The sequence below is a fragment of the Labrys sp. 22185 genome, assembly GCF_052045555.1.
GTDB classification, from domain to species: Bacteria; Pseudomonadota; Alphaproteobacteria; order Rhizobiales; family Labraceae; genus Labrys; species Labrys neptuniae.
Genome location: NZ_JBQEPH010000018.1, coordinates 44,879 through 67,389, shown reverse-complemented (window position 1 = coordinate 67,389; position 22,511 = coordinate 44,879). Strand labels below are relative to the sequence as shown.

Below are 22,511 nucleotides of genomic sequence, written 5' to 3'. Positions count from 1 at the left end.
ACAGGCAGGACTGTGCGATGACATCCACCAACCCTTCCACCGCAGATACCGCCCGCCGCAAATTCGCCCTGTCGGGCACCCTGCGGGGCCTGGGCATGCTGCCAGCCCTCGTGCTGATCGCCATCCTGTTCCAGCTCCTGTCGGGCTATGTCGAATCCGGCGGCCTGTCCTGGGCCAGCGGCCGCTTCATGAGCTGGAACAATCTGTCGATCGTGGCCCAGCAGGCCTCGATCAACACCGTGCTCGCCGCCGGCATGACCTTCGTCATCCTCACCGGCGGCATCGATCTCTCGGTCGGCTCGGTGCTGGCAGCCTCGGCGATGATCGCCCTGATCGTCTCGCTAATCCCGGGCTGGGGCATGATGGGGCTGGTGGCCGCCCTGGTGACCGGCGGCCTGCTCGGCCTCGTCAACGGCGCGCTGATCGCCTTCATGCGCCTGCCGCCCTTCATCGTCACCCTCGGCTCGATGACGGCGGTGCGCGGCCTCGCCCGCCTGTTCGGCGAGGACAAGACGATTTTCAATCCCAGCCTGCCCTTCGCCTTCATCGGCAACGGCACGATCTTCGGCGTGCCCTGGCTGATGGTGATCGCGCTCGCCACGGTGGTGGTGTCCTGGCTGATCCTGCGCCGCACAGTGCTGGGCCTGCGCATCTATGCCATCGGTGGCAATGCCGAGGCCTCCCGGCTGTCGGGCATCAAGGTCTGGTCGATCCTGCTCATCGTCTACGGCATTTCCGGTCTGCTGGCGGGCCTGGGCGGGGCGATGTCCGCCGCCAAGCTCTATGCCGCCAACGGCCTGCAGCTCGGCCAGTCCTATGAGCTCGACGCCATCGCCGCCGTCATCCTCGGCGGCACCAGCTTCGTCGGCGGCATCGGTTCGATCTGGGGTACGCTCATCGGCGCCCTGATCATCGCCGTGCTCTCCAACGGCCTGATCCTGATCGGCGTGTCCGACATCTGGCAGTTCATCATCAAGGGCCTGGTGATCATCGGCGCCGTCGCCCTCGACCGTCTGCGCTCCTCCGGCAGCGCCCGCACCTGAGCCGACGCGGCAAGTTCCACGCCTCGCGCCTTTCCCCGCCTCCGTTGCATATGTGACGGAGGCGGTTCTCGTTGCGGCGCTTGCCATCCCGGCTTCACCGAAACCGGCATCCGCATCGGGCGCCGTGGCGTCCTCCCGACGTCCTCCGCCCCAGGCTGAAGTCCGCCGAGCCCCTGCCGGGATTCACGGCGCTCTCACGCGATTATGCTAAAGCGTCTTGCGATCGGACGGAGATACTTGGAACCGCAAGGGCGCGTCGAAGCAGGGAGCTCGAGCAAGCAGGCGCTCAGCCGGGAGCCGACATCGGGATAGTCGAGCGAGCGGCAAGCGCCAGGCGGCAAGAGGGGGCGAAGGTGGACAAGCTCACAGGCGCGCAAGTCTCTGAACTGGCCAAGGCCCTGTCGACGACCGTCAATCTCGATGATCTCGGCAATTTCGTCTATGTGGCGACCGGCGACCAGCTCGAGGTCTACTGGACCGATGTGAGGCAGCCGCTGGTCTCGGTGCTGCGCGAACTCGTCATTCGCCTCGAACAGGAAGGCCAGACCGGCAATTTCCTCAAGGCGATCTACGTCAACCGCCCGCATCGCGACGATATTCGCCAACTCATCGTCCGCCTGGCGCCGGAAGCGGCGGCTGAAACCCTGACCAACCCCTATGACCTGGTGGTGCTGGACAAGGATCATCGCGGCACCCAGCCCAGCGCCGAGACCTTGGGCCCCGGCCTGCAGCGCAACATCAAGCCCCATCTGCGCATGCTTGATCCCGCCTTGTGGGTCGCCGGCATGAACGAGACGCTGCGCCGGGTGTGCCGCATCGAGATCGACGGCAGCCCGGCCGGCACCGGTTTCCTGGTCGGGCCGCAGGCCGTGCTGACGAACTGGCATGTCGTCGAGGCAGCGGCCGGACAGAACGGCATGCCCGCCATTTCCTGCCGCTTCGACTATGCCCGCAAGACCGACGGTTCCTTCAACGAGGGCGAGGCGGTCGCCTTATCCGGCACTGCGCTGCTGCATCATCGCCCCTATGCGCCGGCCGAAATGACCGAGGCGCCGGACGAGCCGCCGCCCTCGGCGACCGAGCTCGACTTTGCGCTGCTGCAGCTCGCCGGCACCGTCGGCGCCGAACGCGGCTGGCTCGCCCTGCCGAAGCGGGACGAGGCCATGGGCCAAGGCTCGCCGCTGATCATCGCCCAGCATCCCCATGGCGGCCCCGTCAAGCTGGCGATCGACACCGAGGCGATCCTGCCCACTCCCGCCCCGCCAGACCGGCCGAGGCTGCGCTATGCCACCAACACCGATCCGGGCTCCTCGGGCTCACCCTGCCTGAGCATGGAATGGCAGCTTCTCGCCCTCCATCATTTCGGCGATCCGGCCTGGGGCGAGCCGAAATTCAACCAGGGTGTCCCGGCGGGCCTGATCCGGGCCGATATCGAGGCAGCTGGCTTCGGCGCGGCAATCCCGGCGGCCTGAGGAAGGGAGAACGGCATGGGCGTCGTCACACTTCCTCCTCAAAGCGTCATCTCGATCTCCAACGCCATCGGAGACCTGTGCACCTTTCGCGAGCTCGGCGACCTCATGCAGATCTGCTACGGCACCTCGGTTGCCATCACCGGGGTAAGCTTTGCCGAACAGCCCCGGCGCAAGGTCGCCCGGGATTGCGTCGACTGGGCGCAAAAATGCGGGATCCTGACGAATTTCGTCGCCATCGTGCTGCATGCCAAGAACGACAACACCGCGTTCAGGGAGCTGGTCACGCAATTGGTCCCCGATGCCCTGACCGCACCGCCGAGCGTGGCCTCGCAGGTCGGCACCGTCGTCTCCGGGCTCGACAGCCTCGCCGCCTATCTGGCCAAGGACGAGGTGCGCAAGAAGGCCGGCATCTCGAAGCAGCGGCTTGCCGAAATCGGCCAGCGCATCAACCTGCTGGCCGCCTATAAGGGGCTGCATGACAGTCTTCATCACATCCAGATCAACCACACCCGCATCCTGCTGCAGGCCGTGGCGAGCATGGACAATCCGATCAGCTATGAGACGGTTCAGGTCTATATTTCGCAGGTGCGCGCCGCCGTCACCGCCATCCGCACCCAGATCACCAGGCCGGGTGCGGACGAGATCCTGGCCGGTCTCGATCTTTCCTGGGTCGACGACCTCGAAAGCAGTTCACAGCGTTGCCAGGAGGGGCTCGATGCCGACAGGCCGGGACCGGTGCTCATCGCCGTCCGGCAGATCGCCGCGATCAGCGACAGCCAGTCGGTGCAATTGAACAAGGGCATCTTCGATGCAGCGACCAAGTTGCCCCTGCCGGAACTGGCAGGTGCCCTGGTCGAAATCGGCGGAGCCGATACCGGCCTGCAGGCAGCGCTCGATGAGGCGATCAGCGCCCTTGGCGCCCTGCAGCGCACCTTGATGAGCCGGATCGCGACACATAACCGTCTACAGAGGGTGGAGCAGAACCTCTCGATCCTCGCCAGTTGCCTGGACGATCCCGGCGTCCTGATCGTGGATGAGATCGCCGCCCTCTGGCCCGAGACCAGGGCCATGCTGCTGAACCTGGCCGCGCTTGGCCTGGAACGGGCAGATCTGACTGTCGACGGGGAGGATTGCGACAAGATCGATGCCTGCCTGCAGGATGTCGAGATCGCGCAGCGCGACACCGCCTTCAACCTCAAGAGCGCCCCGGCGATCCGGGCCCTGCAGCGCTCCTTTTCGGGTTTCCAGAAGAATGCCAGCGCCCAGTTCTTCGCGCTCGACAGCAGGCTGAAGGCGGATTTCGACAGCGTCTTCCAGATCAGCGACCGCCTGAAGAACATTCTGGGAGCCGTGCAATGAGCGAGACGATGCCTCCTCATCCGCTGCAGACTTTTGCAAGCATCGCGGATATCAGCCATGAGCATCTCGAACTGCTCAGGTCCAGCAGCCAGCGCGATGGCGATACGCCGGAGGCGATCTCGGCCTTTCGCGATCGCATCACCGCTTTCCGAGGCGAAGTCGCAGCCGCCGGGGCACGGCTTGGAAAGGAGGAGGATCGCGAGGCGGCCCAGGGCATCATCGACTATTGGAGCACGCAACTGCTGACCTGGTCGACGAACGGCGCGAGGCCGGATCTCGACCTGCCGCTCGCGCCCTATCTCGACTCGCCGGAACCGTCCTTGCCTGCCGGCACGCCGCCGGCCAGGAGATCGAAGCGAGCAGGGACGGCGCAGGATGCCCGCGCCCAGATCCGCATCGGCGCCCTGGCCTATCAGTGGCGCCGATCGAACCGGGCACCCGGCTACCTGCTCACCGGCAATGCCCTGGTGGAAGCCGCCGGATATCGCGACAAGGATCCGGAAATCGAGGCCTTCGTCAGCGCGAGCACGGCGGCCGAACGCCGGACGCGCCATATTCGCATGGGCTTCGTCGTCACGCTCGTCCTGTCCATTGCCTTTGCCATCCTGGCACTCATCTCCTTCCTTCGAGAGAACGACGCGCGCAAGGAGGCCGATCGCCTGCGCGGGCAGGCCGAGGAATTGTCGGCGGACAATGACAAACGGGCCCAGCGTTTCCTAGCGGCCGACGTTCGGCTCCAGACCGAACGATTTCAGCATGCAGCCGAACTCAAGGAGCTCAACGATCAGCTCCTGGCAATGAAAAGCGCGCTCGAGGAAGCCCAGGCCAAGCTCAAGGTCGCGCTGGCTCAGACGCCATCACCGACGTCGAATCCAACCCAGCACATGTATCTGCGCGATTCGAATGCCGTGCTGACACAGGCCATCGACCAGTCCCGCGCCTACAAGCCGCCGCCCGTCCCCCAGCTCACGGCCGGGGAGCAGCTGCTCGCCAATGTCAACCTGATCGATGGTCCCGACGGCGATGTGCGGCGAGCGACCACGGAGAATCTCGTGCGTGCCTTGCGCGACGGGACGGTCTCGCCCGACGACCAGCGCATGCTGGTCGGCGCCCTCGTCAACATGCTGGCCCGGCCCGCCGTCCAGAGCCTGACGCTGACGGGGCGCTACAATGTGCTCTATATCCTCTCGACCATCACGCAGGCCCAATGGGCCTTGCCGGACTGGTCGGCCCTGCGCGACCGGGCCCGCGTGGTCACCGCCGACCTGGTTGGCCCCAATGCCCAGAACGACCTTCCGATGGGCAGGGATTCGCAGAAATTCTACCAGCAGCTGGTGCAGAGGCTGCAATAGGGACTTCGCTCAAAAATCACGGAAAGGCCGTTGCGCAGCGTCGGCCCCGCCCCGTTCAGCCCGATTTCCCCTCGCGCCGGAACACCGCCAGCAGATTGCTGCGGATGCTGTCCTGGCGCTGCACCGACGTAATCTTCGCCCCGGTGAGATCGGTGACATAGAACACGTCGACCGCCTTCTCGCCGAAGGTGGCGATATGGGCCGAGGCGATGTTGAGGTTGAGCCGCGAGATCGCCGTGGTGAGGTCGTAGAGGAGGCCGGGACGATCGAGGCCCCAGACCTCCACCACGGTGTGGCGGTTCGACCATTCATTGTCGACCACCACCTCGGGCGCGACCTGGAAGGCCTTCTGCCGCGGCTTGATGGCACCGCGCTTGGCCACGGCTTCCGGCAGGCGGATGGTGCCGGTGAGTGCCTGCTCCATCGCCTGGGCGATGCGGCCGGCGCGCCGCAATTCGTCCTCGTCCTGCGGAAATTCGCGGCTGACGAAAATGGTGTCGAGTGCCAGCCCGTCCGTGGTGGTGTTGATCTGGGCATCGACGATGTTGGCGCCGGAAGCCGCGCAGGCGCCGGTAATGATCGACAACAGGCGCGGATGGTCGGGGGCGAGAATGGTCAGCTCGGTCACGCCGCGGAAGGCATCGGTGGCGACTTCGGTCGCGAGCGTCTCGCCGCGTTCGCGCGCGGCGCGGATGAAGCGAGCATGACGCAGGCGACGCGGCAGCTCGACCTTGAGCCAATAGGGCGGGTAGTGGCGTGACACATAGGCATCGACCTCCGCCGCGCTCCAATCGGACAGGCCGGCCCTGAGTTCGTCCTGGGCCAATTGAACGCTGGCGCGCCGGTCGGATTTGGAATGGCCGCCGGCCAGCACCAACTCGGTTTCCCAGAACAGCGAGCGCAGGAGCTGACCCTTCCAGCCGTTCCACACACCCGGCCCCACTGCCCGGATATCGGCCACGGTGAGGATGAGCAGCAGCTTCAGCCGCTCCAGCGTCTGCACGGTGCCGGCGAAGGTCTCGATGGTCTTGCGGTCGGAGATGTCGCGCGACTGCGCCGTCATCGACATCACCAGATGCTGCTCGATCAGCCAGGACACCGTGTCGGTCTGGCCTGGCGTCAGGCCGAGGCGGGGCCCCAATCGCTTGGCGATCTTGGCACCGGCGAGCGAATGGTCCTCCGGCCGGCCCTTGGCGATGTCGTGCAGGAAGGTGGCGACATAGAGGGCGGTGCGGTTCTGGATGGTCGGCATGATCTCGTTGACGAGGGGATGCTCGTCGCCACCCTCGCCGCGATCGATGTCGGCGAGTTCGCCGACAGAACGCAGGAGATGCTCGTCCACGGTGTAGCGGTGATACATGTTGAACTGCATCATCGCCACGACCTTGCCGAAATCGGGGATGAAGCGGCCGAGTACGCCGGCCTCGTTCATGCGCCTGAGCACGGTCTCGGGGGCATTGCGCGAGGTCAGGATCTCCAGGAACAGCCGGTTGGCCTCGACATTCTCGCGCAGCGAAGCGTTCACCAGCTTGAGCGAGCGGGTGACGAGGCGCATCGCGTCGGGATGCAACGCCAGCGAATGCAGGTCGGCAAGCTGGAACAGGCGGATCAGATTGACCGGATCGCGCGCGAACACCTGGTCGTTGGCGACATTGAGCCGACCCGTCTCGATCACGAAATCCTTGGTGCCGATCAGGGCCTGGCGCTGGCTGCGGCGGAAAGGCGCGATGAAGCGATCCAGCATCGCCTTGGGTTTTTCCTGGCGCGCTTCCAGCGCGGCACAGACGATGGCGGTGAGATCGCCGACATCCTTGGCCACCAGGAAATAATGCTTCATGAAGCGCTCGACGCCGCGCAGGCCGCCACGATCCGAATAGCCCAGAAAGGCGGCGATCTCACGCTGGATGTCGAAGGTCAGGCGCTCTTCGGCGCGGCCGGTGAGGAAATGCAGGGCGCAGCGTGTCGCCCACAGGAAGTCCTCGGCCAGGGTGAACTGGCGGTATTCGCGCCGGGTGAACAGGCCGGCCTCGACGAGGTCGGCGGCATCCCTGACGCGATAGACATATTTGGCGATCCAGTAGAGCGTGTTGAGATCGCGCAGGCCGCCCTTGCCTTCCTTGACGTTGGGCTCGACCCGGTAGCGCGAATTGCCGGCCTTGATCAGGCGTTCGTCGCGCTCGGCGAGCTTGGCGGCGACGAACTCGGCCGCCGTGAGCTGGACGAGTTCGCGGTCGAAGCGCGCGGAAAGTTCGCTCGCCAGCCCCATGTCGCCGAGGATCGGACGCGCTTCGAGCAAGGCGGTGCGGATGGTCATGTCGCCGCGGGCGAGGCGCAGGCACTCGTCGATCGTACGCGTGGCATGGCCGACTTTCTGCCCGAGGTCCCACAAGACATAGAGGATGGCCTCGGTGACGCTCTCGCCCCAGGCCGTCTGCTTGGCCGGCAGCAGGAAGAGCAGGTCGATGTCCGACCCCGGCGCGAGGGTGCCGCGGCCATAGCCCCCCACGGCGATGACGGCCATGCGCTCGCCTGCCGTGGGGTTGTGGGTGGTATAGACGTAGCGCGTCACATAGGCGTAGGTGGCGCGGATGATCTCGTCCTCGAGCCAGGACAGCCGCTGGGCGCAGGCCGTGCCGAGACGATCCTCGCTGAACCAGGTGCGGATGGTCTCGCGGCCGTCACGCAGGGTGGTCTTGAGCAGGGTGACCACCGCCAGCCTGAGGGCGTCGGCATTGCCCTCATGCTCCAGCGCCAAGGCGTCGATCTCGGCTTCGAGCGCCATGCGGTCGAGGACGAGGTGAAGCTCACGATCGGGCTTGTCGAGCATTGCAGGCCTTATAGCGTTTTGCGGTTTGACGGATCACCTAGAATCGCAAAGACGCGTTGGAACAAGGAGTTAGAGCAAATGGGCGTTCACACTTGAACGCGCTTTGCTCTAGGAAGGAGAGTGTCCTGGGACCGCCGGCTTCCAGCCGGCCCTTGGAACCGCAGCACTCGCCGGATGAGAAAAGCCGGCTGGAAGCCGGCGGTCCCAGGAATTACCCCTTCTTGGCGCTATCGCGCTTGGCTTTCAAGGAAAACAAGGCATCGAGCGCCTGGCGAGGCGTCATGTCGTTGGGATCGAGCCCATCGAGGGCTTCGGCGACCTCGTCCGGCAGCTTGACCGTTGCCTGTGCCAGCGCCCGGGGGGCTGCGGCGAACAAGGGCAGGTCGTCGACCAGGCGGGCAGCCGGAGCCTGGCGATCGGTCGCCTCGAGCTGCGCCAGCACGGCCCGTGCCCGCTCGACCACGGCGGCCGGCATGCCGGCGAGCTTGGCGACCTGGATGCCGTAGGAACGGTCGGCGGCGCCCGGCACCACCTCATGCAGGAAGACGACGTCGCCATGCCATTCGGTCACCCGCATGGTGGCGTTGGCGAGGCGCGGCAGCTTCTTGGTGAGCTGGGTGAGCTCGTGATAATGCGTGGCGAACAGAGCCCGGCAGCGATTGACGGCGGAAAGGTTCTCGATTGCCGCCCACGCGATGGAGAGGCCGTCGAAAGTGGCGGTGCCGCGGCCGATCTCGTCGAGGATGACGAGCGCGCGGGGACCGGCCTGGTTGAGGATTGCCGCCGTCTCCACCATCTCGACCATGAAGGTGGAGCGTCCGCGCGCCAGATCGTCGGCGGCGCCGACGCGCGAGAACAGCGCGTCCACCGCGCCGATATGGGCCGATTTCGCCGGCACGAAGGAACCGATCTGCGCCAGGACGGCGATCAGGGCGTTTTGGCGCAGGAAGGTCGATTTACCCGCCATGTTCGGGCCGGTGAGCAGCCAGATCCTACCGGCGGCCTTGCTGCCTTCGCCCTCGCCGCTCAATTCGCAATCATTGGCGACGAAGGGCTTGCCCTCGCGCTTCAGCGCCCGCTCGACCACAGGATGGCGCCCACCCTCGATGGCAAAGGCGAGCGAGGTGTCGACAACGGGACGGACATAGTTTTCCTCGTCGGCCAGCACGGCGAGCGCCACGATGACGTCGAGAAGGGCGAGGGCCTCGGTGGCGGCCCGGATGGCGGCGCCGTCACCGAGCAAGGCCGCGGCGAGATCGGAGAAGACCTGGAGCTCGCTCGCCAGCGAGCGCTCGGCCGCCGAGGCGATGCGCGATTCTAGCGTCGAGAGCTCGGCGGTGGAGAAGCGCATGGCGCCGGCCATGGTCTGGCGATGCACATAGGTCTCGCGCAGGCCCGGCTGCAGGAAGGCTTCACCGGCCTGCTGCGGCACCTCGACGAAATAGCCGATCATGTTGTTGTGCTTGATCTTGAGCTGGCGGACCTGGCTCTCCTCGGCATAGCGCGCCTGCAGGCCGGCGATGACGCGCCGGCTCTCGTCGCGCAGGGCCCTGGTCTCGTCGAGGGCCTGGTCATAGCCGGCACGCACGAAGCCGCCATCGCGCTTGAGCAGCGGCAGATCGTCCTGCAGGGCTGCGGCAAGGCGCGCCGCCTGGCCCTGGTCCGGCCTTGCCAGGGCCGAGAGAATACCGGCGAGCACCGGCGGCAATTCAGCTTCGCGCTGCCGCAGCAGGGCTTCGATGGCGGCAATGCCGGTCAAGCCTTCCCGGAGAGCGGCGAGATCACGCGGCCCGGCCCGGTCGAGGGCGAGGCGCGCCATGGAGCGGGCGATGTCCGGCGCCGATTTCAGCCGGGCGCGGACTTGGCCGCGCAGCAGGGCCTGTTCGGCGAAGAAGGCCACCGCATCCTGGCGCAGCGCGATGGCCTCGGGCTGTAACAGCGGGCTCGCCAGCCATTGCGCCAGCAGGCGGCCACCGGCCGCCGTCACCGAGCGGTCGACCGCATCGAACAGGGAGCCGGCGCGCTCGCCGCCCAGGGTACGCGTCAGCTCCAGATTGGCGCGTGTCGCGGCATCGATCGCCATATGCGCGCTGGCGCCGTCCCGGCGTGGTGGGTCGAGCGCCGGCTTCTGGCCGACCTGCGTGCGCAGGATATAGGTGACGAGGCCGGAGGCGGCGACCAGCTCGGCTCGCGAGAAGGTGCCGAAGCCATCGATGGTGCCGACATCGTAGAAGGCAGCAAGCCGGCGCTCGGCCTGGCTGCCATCGAAGACGTCGCGCCCGACCGGTGTGACGGCGGCACGGCATTCGCGCCAGAGCGAGGCCAGCTCCGCATCCTCATGCACTGTCTCGGCCATGACCACTTCGGACGGGTCGAGCCGGGCGAGTTCGGCCGGCAGTCCCGCCTCGTCGCATTCGGACAGGCCGAACTCGCCGGTGGAGATGTCGGCGAAGGCGAGACCGTAGCGAGCCTCGTCGTCGGAGATGCGCAAGCGCGCCAAAGCCAGCAGCAGATTGGTGCGCGTCGGCTCCAGCAGCGTCTCCTCGGTGATGGTGCCGGGCGTGACCAGGCGGACCACGCCGCGCTTGACCACCGATTTGGAACCGCGCTTCTTGGCCTCCGCCGGATCCTCCATCTGCTCGCAGACCGCGACACGGTGGCCATGAGCGATCAGGCGCTGCAGATATTCGTCGGCCCGGACCACCGGCACGCCGCACATGGCGATGTCCTCGCCCTGATGCTTGCCGCGCTTGGTGAGGACGATGCCGAGCGTCTTGGAGGCGATCTCGGCATCCTCGAAGAACAATTCGTAGAAATCGCCCATGCGATAGAACAGCAAGGCGCCAGGATGGCCGGCCTTGATCTCGAGATATTGCGCCATCATCGGCGTGACGGGCGCCGACGCATCGGCGGTGTCGAGTTTGCGGGGCGAGGAGGTCATGGCCGCACGCTAGCAGATGCGGTCAAAGGGAGCACGAGGCCGAGGCCGGAGGCTTGTGGATAGGTGGGTCGATCTCCGGATCGCCCCACCACCGCGCCCATATTGACGCTCCCAAACGAACATGGCCTGTTGTCACCCGATTCAATCACGTGAAAGCCGACCATGCCGCAACCGCTCACGCCCGACATCATCGTGCCCGAAGCCTTCGATCCCGCTGCAGAGGCCGAACGGCGCGTTGCCTTCCTGGCCGATTATCTCAAGGCCTCGGGAGGGCTGGCCTATGTGCTCGGTATCTCGGGCGGCGTCGATTCGCTCACCGCAGGCCTGCTGGCACAGGCCGCCGTCGAACGGTTGCGAACCGAAGGGTATCAGGCCCAGTTTCTGGCGATGCGCCTGCCCTATGGCGTGCAGGCGGACGAAAAGGATGCGCAGCAATCCCTGGCGACCATCAAGGCCGACCGCGTCGTCACCGTAAACATCAAGCCGGCCGCCGACGCGATGATGGCCGAACTCATGCGCGAAGCCGGCGATTTGATCGAGGGCCCGCGCTCCGATTTCCACCACGGTAACATCAAGGCGCGCCAACGCATGATCGCCCAGTTCGGCCTCGCCGGGGCCGTGCGCGGCATCGTCATCGGCACGGACCACGCTGCCGAGGCAGTGATGGGCTTCTACACCAAGTTCGGCGACGGTGCGGCCGACATCCTGCCGCTGGCCGGCCTCAACAAGAGGCGGGTGCGGGCCCTCGCCGCCCATCTCGGCGCCCCGCGCGAACTGGTGTTCAAGGTGCCCACCGCCGATCTCGAAACCAATGTGCCATTGAAGCCCGACGAGGACGCCTATGGCGTGACCTATGACGAGATCGACGATTTCCTGGAGGGCAAGGCCATCGCCGAGGCCTCGCACCAGCGCATCCTGTCGACCTATCGAGCCAGCGCCCACAAGCGCGCTCTGCCCGTGGCGGCGGGGTAGCCGGAGCGCAGGCGGGACGCGCGACCCCCGCAAGCCCCTCTCGACAAATCGGCATCGCAGAAATTATCTATAAAATCATGAGCGGGCCCAAGGACGATACCATCGCCATCCGCATCGCCAAGGTGCTGGCGGATCGCATCATCTCCGGGGCGATCGAGCCCGGCGCCCGATTGCGCCAGGACCATGTCGCGGAGGAGTTTGCCACCAGCCATGTGCCGGTGCGCGAGGCTTTCAGGCGCCTGGAGGCACAGGGCCTGGCGGTGAGCGAACCCAGGCGCGGCGTGCGTGTCGCCGCCTTCGACCTGGAAGAGGTCAAGGAGGTCGCCCAGATGCGGGCGGCCCTGGAGGTGCTGGCCCTGCGCCAGGCCGCGCCGCACCTCACCGCCACCATCCTGGACGAAGCCGAGGAAGCCACCAAGGCGGGCGACCGCTCGCGCGACGTGCGCAGTTGGGAAGAGGCCAATCGCCGCTTCCATCGCCTGATCCTGGCCCCCTGCCGCATGCCGCGCCTGCTCGCGGCGATCGACGACCTGCATGCCGCCAGCGCCCGCTTCCTGTTCGCAGCCTGGCGCTCGGAATGGGAAAGCCCGACCGACCAGGACCACCGTGCCATCCTGGCGGCGCTGCGGTCAGGCAAGCTGGACGACGCTGCCGTCACCCTCGCCCGCCATGTGCAGCGGGTCGGCCTGAAACCGGTCCGGTCGGCCTCCGGCACCACGCGGGAAGCCTTCGCCATCATCGGCTGAGTTCCGGGTGCGCGGGCATCTTGCCCGCTCTTGGANGATGAGAAGAGCGTGCAAGATGCCCGCGCACCCGGATATTGCCAAACTTGCCGTTTTGTGACCTCTATAGATTATCGGATTCAAGATTATCTATAATTTCCCGGAGCCTCTCCATGTCGCACAGCGCCACCTCCTCCCTGACCCCGGCTTTCAGCCCCCTCGACATCTCGCGGCGCTCGCTTGGCTGGCAGGCGGCGGCGGTCGTCGCAGGCACGGCCGTACTGGCCCTGGCATCGCATATCCAGGTGCCGATGTTCCCCGTGCCGATGACCATGCAGACCCTGGCCGTGACCTTGATCGGGGCGCTTTATGGCTGGCGGCTCGGTGCCATTACCGTGTTGGCCTGGCTGGCTGAAGCCTGGATGGGTCTTCCGGTCACTGCGACGGGCAGCATCGGCACCCTGTTGTTCGTCGGTCCGACGGCCGGCTATCTGATCTCCTTCCCGCTCGTCGCTGCCCTTTGCGGCTTGCTGGCCGAGCGTGGCTGGAACGGCAACCGCCCGGTTCTCGCCTTCGTCAACATGACCCTGGGCAATGCCCTCTGCCTGGCCATCGGCGGTGCCTGGCTTGGCGCTCAGATCGGCCTGGAAAAGGCCTTCCTGCTCGGTGTTGCGCCCTTCCTGCTCGGCGGCCTGCTGAAGTCGGTCATCGGCGCCGTCACCCTGATGGCCCTGGTTCGCGGCAAGGCCGGCGCCGCCCGGTGACGGTGCGGCTTCGCGCCCACCATCTCCTCTGCATGCTGACCTATGTCGGCAAAGGATACAGCCCCGGCTTCGTCGCCAATTACGACGCGATCGCAGCGCGACTGAGCCAGGGTGAAGACATCGTGATCGTGGCGGGGCCTGATGATATCTGCGCCCCGCTGCTGCAAGAAGTCGATTCGCATTGCCATGAGCCTCGGATCGACCAGCGCGACGAACTCGCCATCCGCGACGTCAGTGCCCTGATGCGCCTACCCGTCCGCACCGGCACTCGCATCGCCCTGACCCCAACTCTGCTGGCACGTTTCCGCGGCGCCTTTGCCGCCAATCTCACCCGCTCGGCCTGTGTAGGCTGCGAATGGTCGGGCCTATGCAGCGAAGTGGCCCGCGACCGCTACCAGGAGTCCCGTGTGAAGCGGGACTGATACAACCGCGGACGAACCGCCCCCCCCCTGCGGGACCAACCATGCGTATTCTCGACATCCGCGAACGCAGTATCTCGATCTCCCGCTATGCCGGGCCGGTGCAGCCGGGCGGATTGACCACCAGCATCGTCGCCATCGTCACCGATACCTCCCGCGCCGGCCGGCCCCTCATCGGCTATGGCTATGCCTCGGTCGGCCGCTATGCCCAGAGCGGACTGATCCGCGAACGTTTCGCCCCGCGCCTCAAGCAGGCGCCGGCGGATGCCTTATCGGGAAAGGGTGGGGGTCTGGATCCCTTCAAGGCCTGGCAGGCGATGATGGCGGGCGAAAAACCCGGCGGACATGGCGAGCGCTGCGTCGCGGTCGGCGCCCTCGACATGGCGCTGTGGGATATTGCCGCCAAGCAGGCCGATCTGCCGCTCCACGCCTATCTTGCCGATCGGCTCGGCAGCAAGGCTGCCCAGACCGACAGGGTCCGAGTCTATGCGAGCGGCGGCTATCGCCATCCCCGCGACGACCTTGCCTTGCTGGCCGAGGAGATGGGCCGCCTCGCCGATCTTGGCTTCGTCAATGCCAAGATCAAGATCGGCAGCGCCGGCCTCAGCCAGGATCTTCGGCGCATCGAGGTGGCCGCCACCGCACTGGGAGCGTCCGGCCGCCTCGCCGTCGACGCCATGAACGCCTATGATCGGACATCCGGCCTGGAAGCGGCCGTAAGGCTCGCCCCTCTGGGCCTGTGGTGGTTCGAAGATATCTGCGACCCGCTCGACTTCGAGGTCCAATCCGTTTTGGCATCGGCCTATGCGCCGCCGATCGGGGCAGGCGAGGCCCTGTTTTCGGCGGCGGAAGCTCGGCTCCTTGCCCGCCATAGCGGCCTGCGCCCGGATCGCGACGTGCTGCTGTTCGACCCCGTGCATTGCTACGGCCTGCCCGGCTATCTCCAGATCATCGAGACGATGACCGCGAGGGGCTGGACGAGGCAGGCCTTCTGGCCGCATGGCGGGCACCTGTTCGGCCTGCACCTGGCCGCAGCCCTCGGCCTCGGCGGCGCCGAGATTACCCCCTTTGCCTTCCAACCCTTCAGCGGCCTCGCGGATGACAGTGTGATCGCGGAAGGCTACGCCTCGCTGCCACAGGCCGAGGGAATCGGCTTCGAGGCGAATACGGCGCTGAAGCAGTTGTTCGGGGAGCTTGCGGGGTAACTCGCCTGGAGCGCGGACATCTTGTCCGCCTCTTTCTTGAGGTGCGGCGGTTCCAAGAGCGGACTGGAAGTCCGCGCTTCAAGTCGCGCTCCGGGATTGACGTAGCCCCAAGCAACTGCCACTTGAGCCGGCATGATCCCCAACTCCTCCGAGCCCGGTTTCGGCGTTTACGTGCATTGGCCGTTCTGCCTGGCCAAATGCCCCTATTGCGACTTCAACAGCCATGTCCGCACCGGCGGCGTCGATCAGGCCGGCTATGTCGAGGCCTACCTCAAGGAAATCGCCCACATGGCCGCCATCGCGCCGGGGCGGCAGGTCCAGTCGATCTTCTTCGGCGGCGGCACGCCCTCGCTGATGGAGCCGAAGACGGTCGGCGCCATTCTCGACGCCATCGGCGGCGCCTGGACCATCGCCCCCGATGCCGAGATCTCGCTGGAAGCCAATCCAACCAGTGTCGACGCCGCCCGCTTCGCCGGCTATCGCGCCGCCGGGGTCAACCGCGTCTCGCTCGGCGTGCAGGCGATGAACGATGCCGATCTCAAGCGCCTGGGCCGCATGCATTCGGTGGCCGAGGCCATGGCGGCCGTCGAGATCGCGGCCAAATCCTTCGAACGCTATTCCTTCGACCTGATCTATGCCCGCCCGGACCAGCAGCCGAGGGATTGGCAGGCCGAGCTCGACCAGGCCATCGACCGGGCGGCCGAGCATTTATCGCTCTATCAGCTCACCATCGAGCCCGACACCATGTATGAGCGCCTGGTCGCCGCCGGCAAGCTCATCCCGATGCCGGACGAGGATGCCCGTGTCCTGTTCGACATCACCCGCGAGACCTGCGAACGGCGCGGCCTGCCAGCCTATGAAATCTCCAATCATGCCCGCCCTGGCGCCGAATGCCGGCACAATCTGGTCTATTGGCGCTATGGCGAATATGCCGGCATCGGCCCCGGCGCCCATGGCCGCCTGATCGATGCCACTGGCGTCCGCCGGGCACTGTCGACCGAACGCAGCCCCGAGAAATGGCTCGCGGGAGTCCGCACGAACGGCCATGGTCTCGTCGATGATCAGGCGTTGACGCCGGACCAGCAGGGCGACGAGATGCTGCTGATGGGCCTGCGCCTGGCCGAGGGCATCGATCTCGCTCGTCTCGCCCGGTTGCGCGGCCGGCCCATGGCGGAGGCTACATTGGCCGGGCTGCAGCAAAACGGCATGGTCGAGCGCCGGGATGACCGGGTTCGCGTCACCCGCGCGGGCTTTCCGCTGCTCGATGCGGTGGTGGCGGAACTGGCGGTCTGACGGTCAACCGGCGTAGGATCGCCTGCACCACGGCACCGGCATCGCCATCGCGATCGTGCCCGCCGGGCCGCGCAATGCGCTCGGCTCCGGCAAGCTCGGGCAAGGTACAGGCGCTATGCTCCTCCCGGCCATAGAGACAGACCACCTTGCGAACGGGTAGCTGGCGGAGCATCGGAGCGACCGGCACGTCGTCGGCAGCCGGCAAGTCGAGCATTTCCAAGAGGGAAATGCGGAAATTAGCTTCCGGCAGCAATCCGACGAGGGCAATCAGTCTGGTTTCCTGCCGTGTCCTCGGCGAAAGCAGGGGCCAGGCGAAAGGCAGGGCATCGGCGCCGAAGGAATAGCCGGCCAGAGCGATGCGGCCGGCATGCCAGCGTCGGCGATAGACGGCGAGGATACGCTCGATGTCCCGGGCGAGCTCGGCAGGCGAGCGCCCAGTGAAGAAATAGCGACGCGCATCGAGCCCGACGACGCCGATTCCCGCCCGGGCGAGGCGGCGGGCCAGGCTCCGCTCCAGCCCACCCCAGCCGGTATCGCCCGAGAGAAACAGCACCAGCCCGCCCTGCCCGGCGGGTGCCGGAGAGATTTCGAGCGGCAGGTCCGCGAGGCGGTCAACGGTCACGGAGAGCCGGGCGGCTGCGATTTGCACCGAGCCGAACAGCAGCCCGGATGCGAGCCCCATGGCGAGAACACGCCAGCCGGACCGCCAGGGCAAGCGGCTACCCGGCCTGCCAGGGTTCGACCAAGCCCTGGCGTAGAGCCTCGCTATAGGCTCCCTTGTCGATGGTGCCGACGATATCCTTGTCGAAAGCGATCTCGACGTCGAAGCGATGGCGGGCCGAAAGCTGGCGCAAATGCTCGATAAGCGCCATGGCGCCGGCAAAGTCGGCTTTCTCGCCCGCGATAGTGTCTCCGGCGAGGCTGGCGCGTACCGGCAGTTCCACCGCGCAGCCCATATCCGGGGCGGTTTCGCTGACCTTGTGCTTGAAGGCATCCGGCGCCTCGATCGGCCAGTCCACGCCATCGGCGAACTCCTCGATCTCATCGATGATATCATCCATGGCATCCTCGCCGGCGATGCCGAGGAGGTGAAAGGTCAAGGTATGGATCTTGCGGGCGGCGCTCATCAAGCTCTCGTTCTAACGGATCATTGCTGACAGGAAGATGTCAGCAGGCAGGCTTTATCAAGAGCTAGCGCGAAGATCGGAAAGGAACAAGCCATGGCTCTCAAAGGCAGCTGTCATTGCGGCGGCACCACATTCGAATTGAGCGAGGCGCCGCAGGAGGTGACGCGTTGCACCTGCAGCTTCTGCTCCAAGCGCGGCTCGCTCTGGGCTTACTACAAGCCCGAACAGTTCCGCTTGACCTCGCCGCCTGAGCAGGTGGCCACCTATCGCTGGGGCTCCAAAACCATCCAGCATCATTTCTGCGCGACCTGCGGCTGCGGCACCTATACGCAGACGCCGGACTGGTCGACCGGCGAGCCCGATTTCGACAACCCCAAGATCAGCATCAATGCCAGGCTCTTCGACGATTTCGAGCTGGAGGCCGTGCCCGTCACCGTGATCGACGGCCGGAACTTGTGGTAGCGGACGCTCAGTCCTTCCGATCGACGCGCAACGGCTGCCAGATCGAGACTTCGCGCGGCTGCGCCAGGAGTTCCGGCAGCGCCTCGTGCCAAGCCTGCCGATAGGGGCGGTTGAGTTGGACGTCGAGCACGTCCTGGTGATCGACCCAGGTTTCATGGAGCAGGAAGCGGCAGGGGTCTTCGGGATCGCTATGAAGCGTGGCGTTCACGAAATTCTCTTCGTGACGCATGGTGTCCAGCAATTCATCGAGCATGACGAGAAAGCGCTCGCGCTGCTCGGGCTTGACGATACCGGTGATCAGATAGGTCACGCTCATTCGACTGTCCTCCTGCGGCATTCCCGCTGCTAAAGCATTTACGATTTGGTGGAATCACCAGGAATCGCAAAAACGTGTTGGAACAAGGAGTTAGAGTAAATAAGCGTTCACGCTTGAACACGCTTTGCTCCAGAGAAAGTGCGACTTCCCGCAATCGCACTTTCTCCCTAACCCGCTGTCTTGACGCCACAGACAATAGCGGGAAGGTCGGGGAAGGCGATTACCTGCCGGGTAATCGCCGAGCGCCGCGCGAGCGGGCAGGATCGGGGCCACTCAACCCGGAGGAACCGCCATGACCGCACCTTTCGTCGAGATTGCCGACGGCCATCGCCTTTTCGTTCGCGACTGGGGCCGGGGCGCTCCCGTACTGCTGCTCGCCGGCTGGGGGATGGATTCCAGTGTGTGGGCCGACACCATGACCGGGCTCAACGCCCAGGGCCTGCGTACCATCGCCTATGACCGCCGTGGCCATGGCCGTTCGAGCGATCCCGGCAGCGTCGATTTCGATGGGCTGGCCGACGACCTTGCCGCGGTGATCACCCAGCTCGGTCTCTCCGACCTCACCGTGGTTGCCCATTCCTGTGCGGCCGGCGAAGTGCTGCGCTATATCGGCCGCCATGGTGCCGAACGAATCGGGCGCATCGTCATGGTCGGAGCGCAAGGCCCATGCCTGCCCGCCGGGCCAGGCAACGAACAGGGCATTCCCAGGGAAGCCATCGAGGCCCTGATGGCGGAACTTGCCGACAATCTGCCGGCCTGGCTCGACGCCAATATCGAGCCCTTCGCGCCCGGGGCCGGCCAACGCACGCTGGACCGCCTGATCGCCGGCGTGTTCGCCTGTTCCCGGCGCGTCCTGCTCGATCTCCAGCGCGAGATCGTGGAGACGGATTTGCGCGAAGAAGCCGCCGCCCTCAGGGTGCCCGTCACCCTGATCCATGGCGACCGCGACGCCTCGGCGCCGCTGGACCTCACCGGCAGGCGCTATGCTGCCCTGATTCCGGGCGCGGATCTGCTGGTCTATGAAGGCATCGCCCATGGTGTGATGGTGACCCACGCCGCCCGCCTCGCCCGGGACATCGCCAGCATCGCCGCGCGGTTCAGGCCTCTGGCAGCCTGACCTCGCCTATTTCTGCGGCTGCAGGCAATTCGGCGGAAGCGCCGGATTGCCGAACCAGATCTCGAAGGTGTTGGGGCGCGAATCGCGGGCCCCGCTCCAGCTCGTCGACAGGTCCTTGGCGGTGAGCTGCAGGCCGACGGTGGCAAACAGTTCGGCCAAGGCCTCCGCGCGCTTGCGATCGGACGCCTTGAAATAGCGCAGCTCATGCGTCTCGCCCGACCATTTGGCCAGCACCACCGACGGGAAGGTGATGGCCGATTTGTCGCCGTCCTTCATCTCGTCGAGCAGGATGCCGGCGCAGGGGCGCTGGCTATCATTGAGGGCATGCACGAAGACCCGGCTCGGCAGGCGGGCGGTGGCCTCCTCATAGGCCGACTTCACCGAATTGTTGACCAGAGACGCCTTCTGCACTGCGCTCTCCAGCAAAGGCAGCAGATCGCGGTCGGAAGAGGAATTGGCGTAGTCGAGCTGGGCGGTGATGAATTCCACCGGCACCTTGTCGTTCTTGAGGAGATATTCGAACATGGCGACGCCATATTTGCGCTTCTCCGGCGCGGCATCGGTCATCAGGTCGATCATGGTGCGCAGATCGGCGAGATTTTGCTGCCAGCGCGTGTAGTACCAGCCGATTCCGGCCACGGTGAGCGGAATCAGAGCGGTCGACAGGAGCTGCGGCAGGATCTCACGCCAGGGGCGAGGCAGCGACATTGGGGGACTCCGAGGAGAGTTCCCTGCTTAGCGCCGAATCGGCACGCCAGCCATGGCCGCCGGAGAGCAGGCACGCGTCGCCCACAGGATCCGCGTGCCCGATTGGGGGATGATACGATCGTACCGCGCCGGACCATCCCGGGGGCCTCGGGCGGAACTATGTTTTCCGCCAAAGACGAGGAAAGAGCCGGTCTCAGACCACGCTGAGGCGGACGTCGAGATTCTTGCGGGTCGCTTCCGAATAGGGGCAGACGATGTGGGCCTTGGCGACGAGATCCTCGGCGCGGGCATGCTCGATGCCCGGCAGGGCGACGGCAAGAGCCACATCGAGGCCGAAACCGGCGCCATCGTCACGCGGGCCGATGCCGACCGTGGCGGTGACGCTGGCGTCCTCGGGAAGGGCGACCTTTTCCTTGCCGGCCACGAAGCGCAGTGCGCCCATGAAGCAGGCGGCATAGCCGGTGGCAAACAATTGCTCGGGGTTGGTGCCGGGGCCGCCGGCGCCGCCCAGCTCCTTGGGCAGATCGAGCTTGACCGAGAAATGGCCATCCACGGTACCGGAACGACCGCCGTCACGGCCATTGTGATCGGAACGGGCAGCGGTGGTGTAGAGAACCTTCATGACAGAACTCCCTTCGAGGGTTGAACACGGCGATATATATCGCACACATTTATATCGTACGCGATATATATTTTGGTAACCGAGACGATTTTTATCGGGAAAGCTTGCGAAAATGATTCTGCCTCCCTGTCGCGTGCGATATGATTCGCATCTGACAACCGCCGGCCATGTCCTGCAGCCGGCTTCGCGACGAATGAAGGTGCGTCACGCATTTGCTGACATCCAGACGTTGCGTCACATGCATTGCGCCAGAGGAGGCACCGATGGAACCGTCTTCCAACGAGTTTACGCCACTGCTCCTGCAGAACCAGCTTTGCTTTGCGCTCTACGCCGCCAACAATGCCTTTGGCCGCTCCTACAAGCCCCTGCTCGACCCGCTCGGCCTGACCTATCCGCAATATCTGGTCATGCTCTGCCTGTGGGAGCGCGACGGCCTCAAGGTCGGCGAGATCGGCGCCCGGCTCTTCCTGGAAACCAACACCCTGACCCCCTTGCTCAAGCGGCTGGAGGCAGCGGGGCTGCTCAAGCGCCGGCGCGACAGCCATGATGAGCGCCAGGTCCGCATCTCCCTGACTGCTGAGGGCAAGGCCCTGCGCGAGAAGGCCCGGGCCGTACCGGCCCAGATCACCGCGACCACCGGCCTCGAAGCCGGCCAGGCCGGTGCCCTCAAGGACTGGCTAGAATGGCTGCGCGAGGCCCTCGACCTGCACCAGAAACAGGAAAGCGACGCCGCCTGAGGCGGCATCTGCTCAGCCTTCACCGCCAGTCTTGCGCCACACCAGGATCGCCGCGGCGAGGTCCTCCAGCGCACTGCCGATCGACTTGAACAGCGTCAATGATTCGCCCGATGCCCGGCCGCGATGGTTGCCACGGGCGAGATCGGCGAGAGTGGCCTGGATATCGTCCCGGCCGATGATACCGGTCCTGAGGGCGAGCGCGATGTCGCCGCCTTCGGTCAGGGCACTCGGCGTGTCGATGAACAGGTCGCTGGTGCGCACGGCCTCGTCATCGGCTTCACGCATCTGCAGATTGAAGGCGCCGACCAGATCCAGATGCATGCCCGGCCGCAGCCAGGCGCCCTTGACCAAGGGCAGATTCGACAACGTAGCGCAGGAAACCAGGTCGGCCGTGCGCACCGCCCGTTCGAGATCCGGCTCGTAGCGGGCCGCGATCCCCTGCTGCGCCAGGTCCTCCGCCAGCTTTTCCGCACGCTCCGCCCGGTGGTTCCAGATCGCTACATCGTCGATCGGCCTCTGGCTGGCATGGGCCCGGATGAGGAAAGGTGCCAGCGCCCCTGCCCCGACCATGGCGAGGCGGCTCGCATCCGGGCGGGCGAGATAGGAGGCAGCGAGCCCGGAGGCGGCAGCCGTGCGCCAATGGGTCAGCCGGGTGCCGTCGATCGCGGCCAGCGGCGCTCCAGTCTCTCCCGACATCAGCACATAGGTGCCCAGCACGGCCGACAGGCCGCGGGCGCCATTGGCCGGGAACACATTCACCAGTTTCGTGCCCAAATAAGCGCCCGGCCCCGGTGCGTTGCCGCTCCAGGATGGCATGATCAGGGCGGTGGCCGCATCGGCGCCATGTCTGATTTCGAAATGCTGGCGCGGCGGCGTGACGAAGTCGGCGGCAAAGGCCGCGCGCAATGCCTCGATCAGGTCGGGAAAACTGAGAAGGCCATCGATCTCATCGGCCGTGATGACGCGCATGGCTGTTTCGCCCAAGGCAACGAGAAAGGTCCGGCCGTGTGGCCGGCAGCAGCCATTATAACCGATCCGGCTGCGGGAAGCAGG

Annotated in this window: 21 protein-coding genes; 13 read left to right on the top strand and 8 right to left on the bottom strand. The window is 65.9% G+C overall.

The features are described 5' to 3' along the window. The first annotated feature begins 17 nt into the window (after positions 1 to 17). The 4 genes from ACTJKX_RS26760 (at position 18) to ACTJKX_RS26745 (ending at position 5,226) form a co-directional block, all read left to right on the top strand. Positions 18 to 1,043, top strand: coding sequence for an ABC transporter permease subunit (locus ACTJKX_RS26760; RefSeq protein WP_311939842.1), 1,026 nt, complete (start codon positions 18 to 20; stop codon positions 1,041 to 1,043). 353 nt (positions 1,044 to 1,396) lie between these two features. Next, the gene (locus ACTJKX_RS26755; protein WP_440727071.1) at positions 1,397 to 2,515 is read left to right on the top strand and encodes a trypsin-like peptidase domain-containing protein; all 1,119 of its coding nucleotides are present in this window, start codon (positions 1,397 to 1,399) and stop codon (positions 2,513 to 2,515) included. A gap of 15 nt (positions 2,516 to 2,530) precedes the next feature. Next, a complete protein-coding gene (locus tag ACTJKX_RS26750) occupies positions 2,531 to 3,874 on the top strand; it encodes a hypothetical protein (protein WP_394313440.1) in 1,344 nt (447 codons plus the stop codon). Continuing rightward, positions 3,871 to 5,226 carry a hypothetical protein gene (locus ACTJKX_RS26745; RefSeq protein ID WP_394313442.1) on the top strand — a complete coding sequence of 452 codons (1,356 nt, stop codon included), beginning with the start codon at positions 3,871 to 3,873 and terminating at the stop codon, positions 5,224 to 5,226. The genes ACTJKX_RS26750 and ACTJKX_RS26745 overlap by 4 nt, the downstream gene beginning before the upstream one ends. Before the next feature lie 55 nt (positions 5,227 to 5,281). Here ACTJKX_RS26745 and ACTJKX_RS26740 read toward each other — a convergent pair whose 3' ends face one another. Then, positions 5,282 to 8,053: a [protein-PII] uridylyltransferase gene (locus ACTJKX_RS26740; protein WP_376717716.1), complete on the bottom strand. Its 2,772-nt coding sequence runs from the start codon at positions 8,051 to 8,053 to the stop codon at positions 5,282 to 5,284. 211 nt (positions 8,054 to 8,264) lie between these two features. After that, positions 8,265 to 10,994: a DNA mismatch repair protein MutS gene (gene mutS / locus ACTJKX_RS26735; protein WP_440727070.1), complete on the bottom strand. Its 2,730-nt coding sequence runs from the start codon at positions 10,992 to 10,994 to the stop codon at positions 8,265 to 8,267. Between the two features lie 162 nt (positions 10,995 to 11,156). Between mutS and nadE the strand changes: the two genes are divergently transcribed. The 6 genes from nadE (at position 11,157) to hemW (ending at position 16,369) form a co-directional block, all read left to right on the top strand. Beyond that, positions 11,157 to 11,966, top strand: coding sequence for an ammonia-dependent NAD(+) synthetase (gene nadE / locus ACTJKX_RS26730; protein WP_311939852.1), 810 nt, complete (start codon positions 11,157 to 11,159; stop codon positions 11,964 to 11,966). Positions 11,967 to 12,043: 77 nt separating this feature from the next. After that, positions 12,044 to 12,712, top strand: coding sequence for a GntR family transcriptional regulator (locus ACTJKX_RS26725; RefSeq protein WP_311939854.1), 669 nt, complete (start codon positions 12,044 to 12,046; stop codon positions 12,710 to 12,712). Between the two features lie 149 nt (positions 12,713 to 12,861). Then, positions 12,862 to 13,452 carry a biotin transporter BioY gene (locus ACTJKX_RS26720; protein ID WP_311939856.1) on the top strand — a complete coding sequence of 197 codons (591 nt, stop codon included), beginning with the start codon at positions 12,862 to 12,864 and terminating at the stop codon, positions 13,450 to 13,452. Continuing rightward, complete coding sequence (locus ACTJKX_RS26715; protein ID WP_311939858.1) at positions 13,449 to 13,874, top strand: DUF1284 domain-containing protein; 426 nt, start codon at positions 13,449 to 13,451, stop codon at positions 13,872 to 13,874. The genes ACTJKX_RS26720 and ACTJKX_RS26715 overlap by 4 nt, the downstream gene beginning before the upstream one ends. 41 nt (positions 13,875 to 13,915) lie before the next feature. Next, entirely contained in the window at positions 13,916 to 15,076 is a 1,161-nt protein-coding gene (locus ACTJKX_RS26710; RefSeq protein ID WP_440727069.1) for an enolase C-terminal domain-like protein, read from the top strand. A 132-nt stretch (positions 15,077 to 15,208) separates the two neighbouring features. Then, entirely contained in the window at positions 15,209 to 16,369 is a 1,161-nt protein-coding gene (hemW, locus tag ACTJKX_RS26705; protein WP_440727068.1) for a radical SAM family heme chaperone HemW, read from the top strand. Here the strand turns inward: hemW and ACTJKX_RS26700 are convergent. Both ACTJKX_RS26700 and ACTJKX_RS26695 read right to left on the bottom strand, forming a co-directional pair. Further along, positions 16,314 to 17,084, bottom strand: coding sequence for an AcvB/VirJ family lysyl-phosphatidylglycerol hydrolase (locus ACTJKX_RS26700; protein ID WP_394313449.1), 771 nt, complete (start codon positions 17,082 to 17,084; stop codon positions 16,314 to 16,316). The genes hemW and ACTJKX_RS26700 overlap by 56 nt on opposite strands. A 4-nt stretch (positions 17,085 to 17,088) precedes the next feature. Then, positions 17,089 to 17,496, bottom strand: coding sequence for a hypothetical protein (locus ACTJKX_RS26695; RefSeq protein ID WP_311939866.1), 408 nt, complete (start codon positions 17,494 to 17,496; stop codon positions 17,089 to 17,091). A 93-nt stretch (positions 17,497 to 17,589) separates the two neighbouring features. Between ACTJKX_RS26695 and ACTJKX_RS26690 the strand changes: the two genes are divergently transcribed. Next, a complete protein-coding gene (locus ACTJKX_RS26690; RefSeq protein WP_415084956.1) occupies positions 17,590 to 17,958 on the top strand; it encodes a GFA family protein in 369 nt (122 codons plus the stop codon). A gap of 7 nt (positions 17,959 to 17,965) precedes the next feature. Here ACTJKX_RS26690 and ACTJKX_RS26685 read toward each other — a convergent pair whose 3' ends face one another. Further along, the gene (locus tag ACTJKX_RS26685) at positions 17,966 to 18,274 is read right to left on the bottom strand and encodes a putative quinol monooxygenase (protein WP_311939870.1); all 309 of its coding nucleotides are present in this window, start codon (positions 18,272 to 18,274) and stop codon (positions 17,966 to 17,968) included. Positions 18,275 to 18,566: 292 nt separating this feature from the next. Here ACTJKX_RS26685 and ACTJKX_RS26680 point away from each other — a divergent pair, with 292 nt between their 5' ends. After that, on the top strand, positions 18,567 to 19,391 hold the full coding sequence (locus tag ACTJKX_RS26680) for an alpha/beta fold hydrolase (protein WP_394313452.1): 825 nt from the start codon (positions 18,567 to 18,569) through the stop codon (positions 19,389 to 19,391). A gap of 6 nt (positions 19,392 to 19,397) precedes the next feature. Here the strand turns inward: ACTJKX_RS26680 and ACTJKX_RS26675 are convergent, their stop codons facing one another. After that, complete coding sequence (locus tag ACTJKX_RS26675; protein WP_311939873.1) at positions 19,398 to 20,099, bottom strand: hypothetical protein; 702 nt, start codon at positions 20,097 to 20,099, stop codon at positions 19,398 to 19,400. A 193-nt stretch (positions 20,100 to 20,292) separates the two neighbouring features. Further along, positions 20,293 to 20,721, bottom strand: coding sequence for an organic hydroperoxide resistance protein (locus ACTJKX_RS26670; RefSeq protein ID WP_068282400.1), 429 nt, complete (start codon positions 20,719 to 20,721; stop codon positions 20,293 to 20,295). A 263-nt stretch (positions 20,722 to 20,984) separates the two neighbouring features. On the opposite strand from ACTJKX_RS26670, the gene ACTJKX_RS26665 reads away from it, so the two are divergent. Continuing rightward, on the top strand, positions 20,985 to 21,458 hold the full coding sequence (locus ACTJKX_RS26665; protein ID WP_311939877.1) for a MarR family winged helix-turn-helix transcriptional regulator: 474 nt from the start codon (positions 20,985 to 20,987) through the stop codon (positions 21,456 to 21,458). Positions 21,459 to 21,470: 12 nt separating this feature from the next. On the opposite strand, the gene ACTJKX_RS26660 is transcribed toward ACTJKX_RS26665, so the two are convergent. Next, on the bottom strand, positions 21,471 to 22,427 hold the full coding sequence (locus ACTJKX_RS26660) for an ornithine cyclodeaminase family protein (RefSeq protein ID WP_440727067.1): 957 nt from the start codon (positions 22,425 to 22,427) through the stop codon (positions 21,471 to 21,473). Positions 22,428 to 22,511: the final 84 nt, after the last annotated feature.

What these genes read in the sequence shown, in the direction of transcription:
- ACTJKX_RS26690 (WP_415084956.1), top strand. Translation starts at nt 17,590, where the DNA reads ATGGCTCTCAAAGGCAGCTGTCATTGCGGCGGCACCACATTCGAATTG.
- ACTJKX_RS26710 (WP_440727069.1), top strand. Translation starts at nt 13,916, where the DNA reads ATGCGTATTCTCGACATCCGCGAACGCAGTATCTCGATCTCCCGCTAT.
- ACTJKX_RS26750 (WP_394313440.1), top strand. Translation starts at nt 2,531, where the DNA reads ATGGGCGTCGTCACACTTCCTCCTCAAAGCGTCATCTCGATCTCCAAC.
- ACTJKX_RS26695 (WP_311939866.1), bottom strand. Translation starts at nt 17,496, where the DNA reads ATGAGCGCCGCCCGCAAGATCCATACCTTGACCTTTCACCTCCTCGGC.
- ACTJKX_RS26670 (WP_068282400.1), bottom strand. Translation starts at nt 20,721, where the DNA reads ATGAAGGTTCTCTACACCACCGCTGCCCGTTCCGATCACAATGGCCGT.
- ACTJKX_RS26685 (WP_311939870.1), bottom strand. Translation starts at nt 18,274, where the DNA reads ATGAGCGTGACCTATCTGATCACCGGTATCGTCAAGCCCGAGCAGCGC.
- ACTJKX_RS26745 (WP_394313442.1), top strand. Translation starts at nt 3,871, where the DNA reads ATGAGCGAGACGATGCCTCCTCATCCGCTGCAGACTTTTGCAAGCATC.
- ACTJKX_RS26740 (WP_376717716.1), bottom strand. Translation starts at nt 8,053, where the DNA reads ATGCTCGACAAGCCCGATCGTGAGCTTCACCTCGTCCTCGACCGCATG.
- ACTJKX_RS26680 (WP_394313452.1), top strand. Translation starts at nt 18,567, where the DNA reads ATGACCGCACCTTTCGTCGAGATTGCCGACGGCCATCGCCTTTTCGTT.
- ACTJKX_RS26675 (WP_311939873.1), bottom strand. Translation starts at nt 20,099, where the DNA reads ATGTCGCTGCCTCGCCCCTGGCGTGAGATCCTGCCGCAGCTCCTGTCG.
- ACTJKX_RS26725 (WP_311939854.1), top strand. Translation starts at nt 12,044, where the DNA reads ATGAGCGGGCCCAAGGACGATACCATCGCCATCCGCATCGCCAAGGTG.
- ACTJKX_RS26720 (WP_311939856.1), top strand. Translation starts at nt 12,862, where the DNA reads ATGTCGCACAGCGCCACCTCCTCCCTGACCCCGGCTTTCAGCCCCCTC.
- hemW (WP_440727068.1), top strand. Translation starts at nt 15,209, where the DNA reads ATGATCCCCAACTCCTCCGAGCCCGGTTTCGGCGTTTACGTGCATTGG.
- ACTJKX_RS26660 (WP_440727067.1), bottom strand. Translation starts at nt 22,427, where the DNA reads ATGCGCGTCATCACGGCCGATGAGATCGATGGCCTTCTCAGTTTTCCC.
- mutS (WP_440727070.1), bottom strand. Translation starts at nt 10,994, where the DNA reads ATGACCTCCTCGCCCCGCAAACTCGACACCGCCGATGCGTCGGCGCCC.
- nadE (WP_311939852.1), top strand. Translation starts at nt 11,157, where the DNA reads ATGCCGCAACCGCTCACGCCCGACATCATCGTGCCCGAAGCCTTCGAT.
- ACTJKX_RS26760 (WP_311939842.1), top strand. Translation starts at nt 18, where the DNA reads ATGACATCCACCAACCCTTCCACCGCAGATACCGCCCGCCGCAAATTC.
- ACTJKX_RS26665 (WP_311939877.1), top strand. Translation starts at nt 20,985, where the DNA reads ATGGAACCGTCTTCCAACGAGTTTACGCCACTGCTCCTGCAGAACCAG.